This is a genomic window from Anaerotruncus sp. G3(2012), from assembly GCF_000403395.2.
Lineage (GTDB): Bacteria > Bacillota > Clostridia > Oscillospirales > Ruminococcaceae > Anaerotruncus.
Window position 1 is genome coordinate 86239 of the sequence record NZ_KE159679.1, and the last position, 7014, is coordinate 93252.

Annotated in this window: 6 protein-coding genes and 1 tRNA gene; 1 reads left to right on the forward strand and 6 read right to left on the reverse strand. The window is 61.9% G+C overall.

What is annotated here, in order from left to right; all coding sequences use genetic code 11:
* The first annotated feature begins 1 nt into the window (after window position 1).
* Window positions 2-1117 (forward strand): ATP-NAD kinase family protein, encoded by a 1116-nt coding sequence (locus tag C814_RS20590; RefSeq protein ID WP_016317389.1) that lies wholly within the window; start codon window positions 2-4, stop codon window positions 1115-1117.
* 57 nt (window positions 1118-1174) lie between these two features.
* Here C814_RS20590 and C814_RS20595 read toward each other — a convergent pair.
* The 6 genes from C814_RS20595 to infB all read right to left on the reverse strand — a co-directional run.
* Window positions 1175-1251: transfer RNA gene (locus tag C814_RS20595), tRNA-Val, on the reverse strand.
* A gap of 94 nt (window positions 1252-1345) precedes the next feature.
* Window positions 1346-2299, reverse strand: coding sequence for a riboflavin biosynthesis protein RibF (ribF, locus tag C814_RS20600; RefSeq protein WP_016317390.1), 954 nt, complete (start codon window positions 2297-2299; stop codon window positions 1346-1348).
* A gap of 5 nt (window positions 2300-2304) precedes the next feature.
* Window positions 2305-3231, reverse strand: coding sequence for a tRNA pseudouridine(55) synthase TruB (gene truB, locus C814_RS20605; RefSeq protein ID WP_016317391.1), 927 nt, complete (start codon window positions 3229-3231; stop codon window positions 2305-2307).
* 4 nt (window positions 3232-3235) lie between these two features.
* A complete protein-coding gene (locus tag C814_RS20610) occupies window positions 3236-4222 on the reverse strand; it encodes a DHH family phosphoesterase (RefSeq protein WP_016317392.1) in 987 nt (328 codons plus the stop codon).
* The gene (rbfA, locus tag C814_RS20615) at window positions 4209-4574 is read right to left on the reverse strand and encodes a 30S ribosome-binding factor RbfA (protein ID WP_016317393.1); all 366 of its coding nucleotides are present in this window, start codon (window positions 4572-4574) and stop codon (window positions 4209-4211) included. The genes C814_RS20610 and rbfA overlap by 14 nt, the downstream gene beginning before the upstream one ends.
* 321 nt (window positions 4575-4895) lie before the next feature.
* Window positions 4896-7014 (reverse strand): translation initiation factor IF-2 (infB, locus tag C814_RS23250; RefSeq protein ID WP_016317394.1); only part of this gene is annotated, 2119 nt, incomplete at its 5' end.

Sequence of the window (7014 nt, forward strand, 5' to 3'; positions counted from 1 at the left end):
CATGGAACCGAAAAAACTGGGCCTGATGATTAATCCGATTGCCGGGATGGGCGGCGCCGTGGGACTGAAGGGAACCGATCAGATGGTAGCGGAAGCCCGTCGGCGCGGCGCGGTACCGATGGCGAACCAACGCGCCCGCACCGCGCTCACCGCGCTGCTTGGCCTGCGGGATCAGATCACCGTCTATACCTGCCCCGGCGGGATGGGCGGTGCACTTGCGCAGGAGATGGGATTTTCCTGTGTCCTTCTTCCGGGCGTGGAGTCCGCAGAGGACACCACCAGCGCGGATACGCTGCATCTTGCGCGGCAGATGGCTGAGATCGGGATAGACCTGCTCCTCTTTGCGGGCGGGGACGGTACCGCCCGGGACATCTATACCGCGGTCGGCACCGGACTGACCGTGTTGGGCATCCCGGCGGGGGTAAAAATCCACTCCCCGGTCTACGCCCGCACCCCCTCGGATGCCGGAAGGCTGGCCCGACGCTGGCTGGAGGGCGGTGTAACCGCGGTACAGGAGGCGGAAGTTCTGGACATCGACGAGGACCTTTACCGCCGCGAGGTGATCGACACCCGGCTCTATGGATACCTGAAAATCCCGCTGGAGCGCGGTTATACCCAGAACCGCAAAGCGGGTACCCCACTCTCCGAAGCTGCGTCGATCGACTCAATTGCCCATGAACTGGTCGGCAGGATGGAACCGGGGGTGCAGTATCTGATCGGCGCAGGCACCACCACGCGCGGGGTCATGCGCCTGCTCGGCCTGAAAAATACCCTGATCGGCGTCGACCTCGTCCTGGACGGAAAGCTGCTCGCCAATGACCTCTATGGGCGGCAGATGCTCGAGGCGGCCCGCGGAAAAAAGACCCGGCTGATTGTTACGGTCACCGGCGGTCAGGGGTTCCTTTTCGGACGCGGCAACCAGCAGATCACCCCGGAGGTGATCCGGGAGCTTGGCCGGGAAAACATCCTGATCGCCGCAACCCGCGAAAAACTGTTCCAACTCCGGGGGCAGCCTCTGCTGGTCGATACCGGGGACCCGCTGCTCGATCAGGAGCTGCGCGGGTTCTACCGGGTCACGACCTCCTATGGGGAGTCGATGATCTGCGAAGTGCGCTGACCGCCCTGTTCTGTGGATATGAAAAAGCACCGGTTGTTTAACCGGTGCTTTTTGATCTGGTGGGAATAGAGGGACTCGAACCCGCGACTTCCTGCGTGTGATGCAGGCACTCTAACCAGCTGAGCTATACTCCCAAGTCCTGTCTTAGGATAACACAAAACTCGGAAAAAGTAAAGAGTAAATTTGAAATTTTTCAGGCTCATCCAAACAAAAAATCGGCGGGGTGCTTTACCGTCCGGCTGTTTTTCCCGCAATGCCAGCCAGATATTCCTCTGCGATCGGGACAGAGGCTTCCGCGTCGGCATGGATACGCGCGCGCAGAGCCTCCACAGACGGGAACCGCTGTTCCGGGCGCAGGAACGCAAGCAGCCGAACCTCAACCGATGCCCCATAGAGGTCTCCGGAAAAGCCGCAGATGTAGGTTTCCGAGTTGACTGCGGTCGTGTCCTCAACCGTCGGACGCAGGCCAATATTGGTCACCGAGGGGTGCCATGCACCGCCCGCGAAGGATACCGAAGCATAGACCCCATGCCGGAGCGGGACAAACCCATCCGGAAGGCGCTGGTTGATGGTCGGGGAATCCAGCTTGCGGCCAAGCTGCTTCCCGCGCACCACTGTGAAATCATAGCCGAACGCCCGGCCGAGCATCCGGTTGGCATCCGCCACCCGCCCTTCGCCGAGCAGATGCCGGATCCGGGTCGAGCTGACCCGTTCCCCCTCAAATGTGACGGGCGGGACCACATCCAGCCGGATTCCCCGGGCCTGACAGAGTGCAGCCAGCTGCCCAACATCCCCGGCCGCCTTTTTCCCGAACCGGAAATCCTCCCCGCAGCAGGCCGCATTCGCGTTGAGCCGCCGGACGAGAATCTCGTCCACAAAGGATTCCGGTTCCATGGCATGGAACTCGGAAAAATCGGGGCAGAGCACCAGCCTGACCCCCCAGTTCTCGAGAAGCTGCTCCTTCTGGCGTTCGGTGGTCAGCGCGTTTGCGGTGGATTTGGCAGCGGGGTGTCCACCGTCCATCGTGAAGGTGAACACGCAGGGACACAGCCCCTCCTGCTGGTAGGAGAGCGTGCGGGACACCACCGCGGCATGTCCGATGTGCAGGCCGTCAAAAAAACCGAGCGCGACCGCTCCGCGGCCGCAGGGCTGGCAGTCCGCGACCGAATGGTAAATCTGCATCCTCATTACACCTCCAGCACAAAAAGTTTGACCAGCCGCAACTCTCCGCCGGCCGCCCGGGCAATCCCCAGAAAAATCCCCTCGCTCGAATAGACCGACAGGTTGCCTTCGGGCACCCGGTCCAGACGTGTACCGTTCTCAAAAAAAGCGAGCCGCGCCGTATCCAGCCGCACACCGTTCCGGAACAGCCGGTCCTGTGCCTTGGCAAGCCGCACCTGCGCAAGCCTGCCGAACGCACTGGAAACCGGGCGCAGCAGGTCGGGAAGCCTTCCCGCGTCCGCACAGCCCTGAACCTCCTCGAGTGTCACACAGCCGCCGAGGTCATATCCTGCCGCCTCGGTACGGCGCAGCGCGGTCAGCACTGCCCCGCAGCCCAGCACCCTGCCGATGTCCGCAACCAGGGTGCGTATGTAGGTTCCCTTGGAGCAGGCCACGTCGATCGTGTAGGTTTGGGCGGCAGAATCACAGGACAGGAATTCCAACCGGTGGATACGGACCGGGCGCGCCTCCCGCTCGACCTCTACCCCCTGCCGCGCAAGATCACAGAGCTTTTTGCCGCCGACCTTGAGCGCCGAGTACATCGGCGGGACCTGCAAAATCTCCCCGGTGAACCGGGAAGCGGCCTCCCGCACCTGCGCTTCGGACACCTCCACCGGATGTTCCGACACCACCGTCCCGGTGATATCGAGGGTATCGGTTTCCAGCCCCAGCCGAAAGACGGCAGTATACCGCTTGTCCTGATCGGGCAGAAGATCACACGCCTTGGTTGCGCGGCCCAGAAACAGCGGAAGCACGCCGGTCGCCATCGGGTCGAGCGTGCCCGCATGACCGATCCGGCGCGTCTTGGCGATCCCCCGCAGCTTTGCCACCACATCAAACGAGGTGAAGCCCTGCGGCTTGTCGATGCATAAAATTCCGTTTAACTCTTCCAAGTGATCACCCGTTTCCCAATCTTTCAAAATCTGGCGCAACCACTTCGACCAGCCGCGATTTTACCGCGGCGAGCGTCCCGTTGAGGGTGCATCCCGCCGCGCGCGGATGCCCGCCGCCGCCCAATCTTCCACAGATTTCCGACACGTTAAAACGCGCACTTCCTCGCATCGACACCCGAAACTGCTCCGGGCCTTTCTGCTTGAGGGTGGCGGCGATCTCCACCCCTTCGATCTGCCGGGGCAGTGCAGGGATGCCATCCATATCCGCTTCCGGGACGCCGGTGCGCTCCGCATCCGCGCTGGCAATCACAGCAATTGCGAACTGCCCGCCGTAGTGATATTCGAGCGTCCCCAATACGAGCTGTTCCAGTTCGACCCGCCCGCGCGATTTGGTTTCAAACATCCGCTTGTTGACCATAAAACTGTCGATGCCGGTTTCGATCAGGTCAGCGCCCAGCCGGAGCGCCGCCGGGGTGACATTGGAATAGCGGAAACAGCCGGTATCGGTCGCAAGGCCGGTATAGAGGGGCAGTGCGATCTCCCGGGTGAGCGGGACTCCCATTTGAGGGATGACCTTCGCCATGATCTGTGTGGTGGACGCGGCATCCGGATCGAGCAGGAGCCATTCGGCGTACCGGGTATTGGACGGGTGGTGGTCGATGCACAGCCCGATCCGGCCGTCCCATTGCACGCCAACCGCCCCGAGCAGTTTCGGGTCAGCCACATCGGCCGCCACGACCAGTTCAGGGTCAAATTCCGGTTGTTTTTCGGGCGCGAACCCCTCCGGGTAGAGGAACGCGTACCGTTCGGGAAAACCATCCGGACAAGCAATCCGCACCTGTTTGCCAAGCGCGCACAGCGCCAGCCGCAGGGCAAACCCGCTGCCCAGCGTATCCCCGTCCGGCTTCTGGTGGCAGAGGATCAGGACGCTTTCCGCCCGCCGGAGCAGGGCGGCGGCATCGTCCACCGTGGCCTGCTTACCCTTCGCCATCCGCATCCACCGCCTGTTTCAAATCTTCCAGCATCCGGCTGATGCCCGCGCTGTGTGCGATCGAATCGTCCGCAATGAACTTGAATTCGGGCAGTTTGCGCAGCTTCATCCGCGCGTTCAGTTCCCGCTTGATGAAGCCGGACGCGCTGTCCAACCCTTTGACCGCGTTTTTGGCGGCGTCAAACCCCTCCATCGCGCTGATATAGACCTTGCAGTGGGACATATCCCTCGAAAGCTCCATCTTCACGATCGACAGCAGGCCGCTGACCCGCGGGTCTTTGAGCGAGCGCATGATGTCGCTCAGCTCCCGTTTCATATCCTCTTCCGTTCTGGAAGCTCTGTAAGAGCCCATAGATTCCCCTCCGTTTCGGGTATTTTTACGCTCCATATCCTTTGAAAAAAAGGGGGCTTTTTTCTTGCAAAAAGCCCCCTCTTGGCTCCGGCCCGCGGTCAGAGCCAATTCACCCTGAAAAATCGCTTCTCAGGAGAACGTATTCCGCCGCGTGCGCGCGGCGGCGGGGGCCCTGCCCCTCGACCCCGCCACCTTTGACTGCCCGCCGCAGCGGCGTGCATAGGCCAACCGGCGCGAAGCGTCGGCTCTTAGGCCGGAGCAAAGGTGGACGAAACTTTTGGTTTAGCCAAATCTTTTGGCCAAATCTTTCGTCATGCGTTATTATTCACGGTATTCCTCGATCTCATACGCTTCGAAGATGTCGCCTTCCTTGAGATCGTTGAATTTATTTAGGCCCATGCCGCACTCGTACCCTTTCGCAACCTCTTTCACATCGTCCTTAAACCGTTTGAGGCTGGAGAGGTGGTCATCAGCGATGATGATGCCGTCACGCACCACACGGATTTCAGCATTGCGGGTGATCTTGCCCTCAAGCACATAGCACCCCGCGACCGTACCGACATTGGTGATCTTGTAGACCTGCCGGATTTCGGCGCGGCCCAGCTCGACCTCGCGGGTTTTGGGGGCGAGCATCCCCTTCATAGCGGTCTCAACATCGTTGATCGCATCGTAGATGATCCGGTAGAGGCGCAGCTCCACGCCGTCCCGCTCGGCGTTGTCCTTGGCCATCGGGTCGGGCCGGACGTTGAACCCGACGATGATCGCATTGGAAGCATCGGCGAGCATGACATCGCTCTCCGAGACGGCGCCGACCGCACCGTGGATCACCTTGACCCGTACTTCGTCGTTCGAGAGCTTCTCGAGCGACTGTTTGACCGCCTCGACCGACCCCTGTACGTCGGCCTTGACGATGATCGGCAGTTCCTTCATGTCGCCCTGTGAGATATGGCTGAAGAGGTTGTCGAGGGTGACCTTCTCATACGAGCTGAACTGCTGCTGCTTGTTCTCGAACTTGCGCTGGTCGACCAGCTCTTTGGCGAGCCGTTCGTCCTCAACCGCATTGAACACATCGCCCGCCTCGGGCACATCCCCCAAGCCGGTGATCTCGACCGGCATCGACGGGGTGGCCTCGGCGACCTTTTCCCCGCGGTCGTTCATCATGACGCGCACCCGTCCAATCGCAGTCCCCGCGATGACCACGTCGCCGGTGTGCAGGGTCCCGCTCTGGACGAGGATGGTTGCAACCGGGCCGCGGCCTTTGTCCAGCTTTGCCTCGATTACAGTCCCCTTTGCCATCTTGTCGGGGTTAGCCTTGAGTTCGCTTGTGTCGGCGACCAGCTGGATCATCTCGAGCAGGTCGGGGATGCCCTCGCTGGTTTTGGCCGAAACCTTGATGCAGGGCACGTCGCCGCCCCACTCCTCGGGTACCAGCTCGTACTCGGTCAGCTCCTGCATGACCTTGTCGGGGTTGGCGTGGGGTTTATCCATCTTGTTGACCGCCACGATGATCGAGACCCCTGCGGCCTTCGCATGGTTGATCGCCTCGACCGTCTGAGGCATGATGCCATCATCCGCCGCGACCACGATTACCGCAATATCGGTGACCTGTGCACCGCGGGCGCGCATGGAGGTAAACGCCGCATGGCCGGGGGTATCGAGGAAGGTAACCGGGCGGTCGTTGACCAGAACCTGGTACGCGCCGATGTGCTGGGTGATGCCGCCCGCCTCACCGGCAGTGACATTGGCATTCCGGATCGCGTCGAGCAGGGAGGTCTTGCCGTGGTCGACATGGCCCATGACCACCACGATCGGCGGGCGCTCGACCATCTTGTCGTCGTCGTCCTCCTCGACCTCGAACAGCCGGTCCTCGATCGTGACAACGACCTCCTTCTCGACCTTCGCGCCGATCTCGATCGAGACCATCGAAGCGGTGTCGAAATCGAGGGTCTCGTTGACTGTCGCCATTACGCCCAGCCCCATCAGACGTTTGATGATCTCCGCCGAGGTGACATGCAGCCGCGCCGCGAGCTCCCCGACTGTGATCTCCTCCGGAATGGTGATCGAGAGGTTTTTCCGGCGCTGCCGCTCAAGCTCGAGGCGGCGCATCTTCGCGTCCTCCTTCTCCTTGCGGGACATCACCGGTTTGCCTGCCCGCCGCTGTGCGCTGCGCTGGGTCAGCTTCTGCTTCTGGGCCGCGGTGTCGCGGTTGCCCAGCTTGCTCTGGGCGAGGTTGTCGTACTTCTCGTTGTACTTCTCCATCTCAACCTGGGTCGAGCCTGCCCGGGTATCAACCGTCATGCCGCCCTGCGGACGCTGGCGCGGCTTCTGCTGCTGCGGCGCCTGCTGGTTCTGCTGCTGCCCGCCCTGCCGGTTATCCTGCCGCTGCTGGTTCCCACGGTTCTGCTGCCCGCCCTGCTGGCGCTGTCCACCCTGCTGCTGG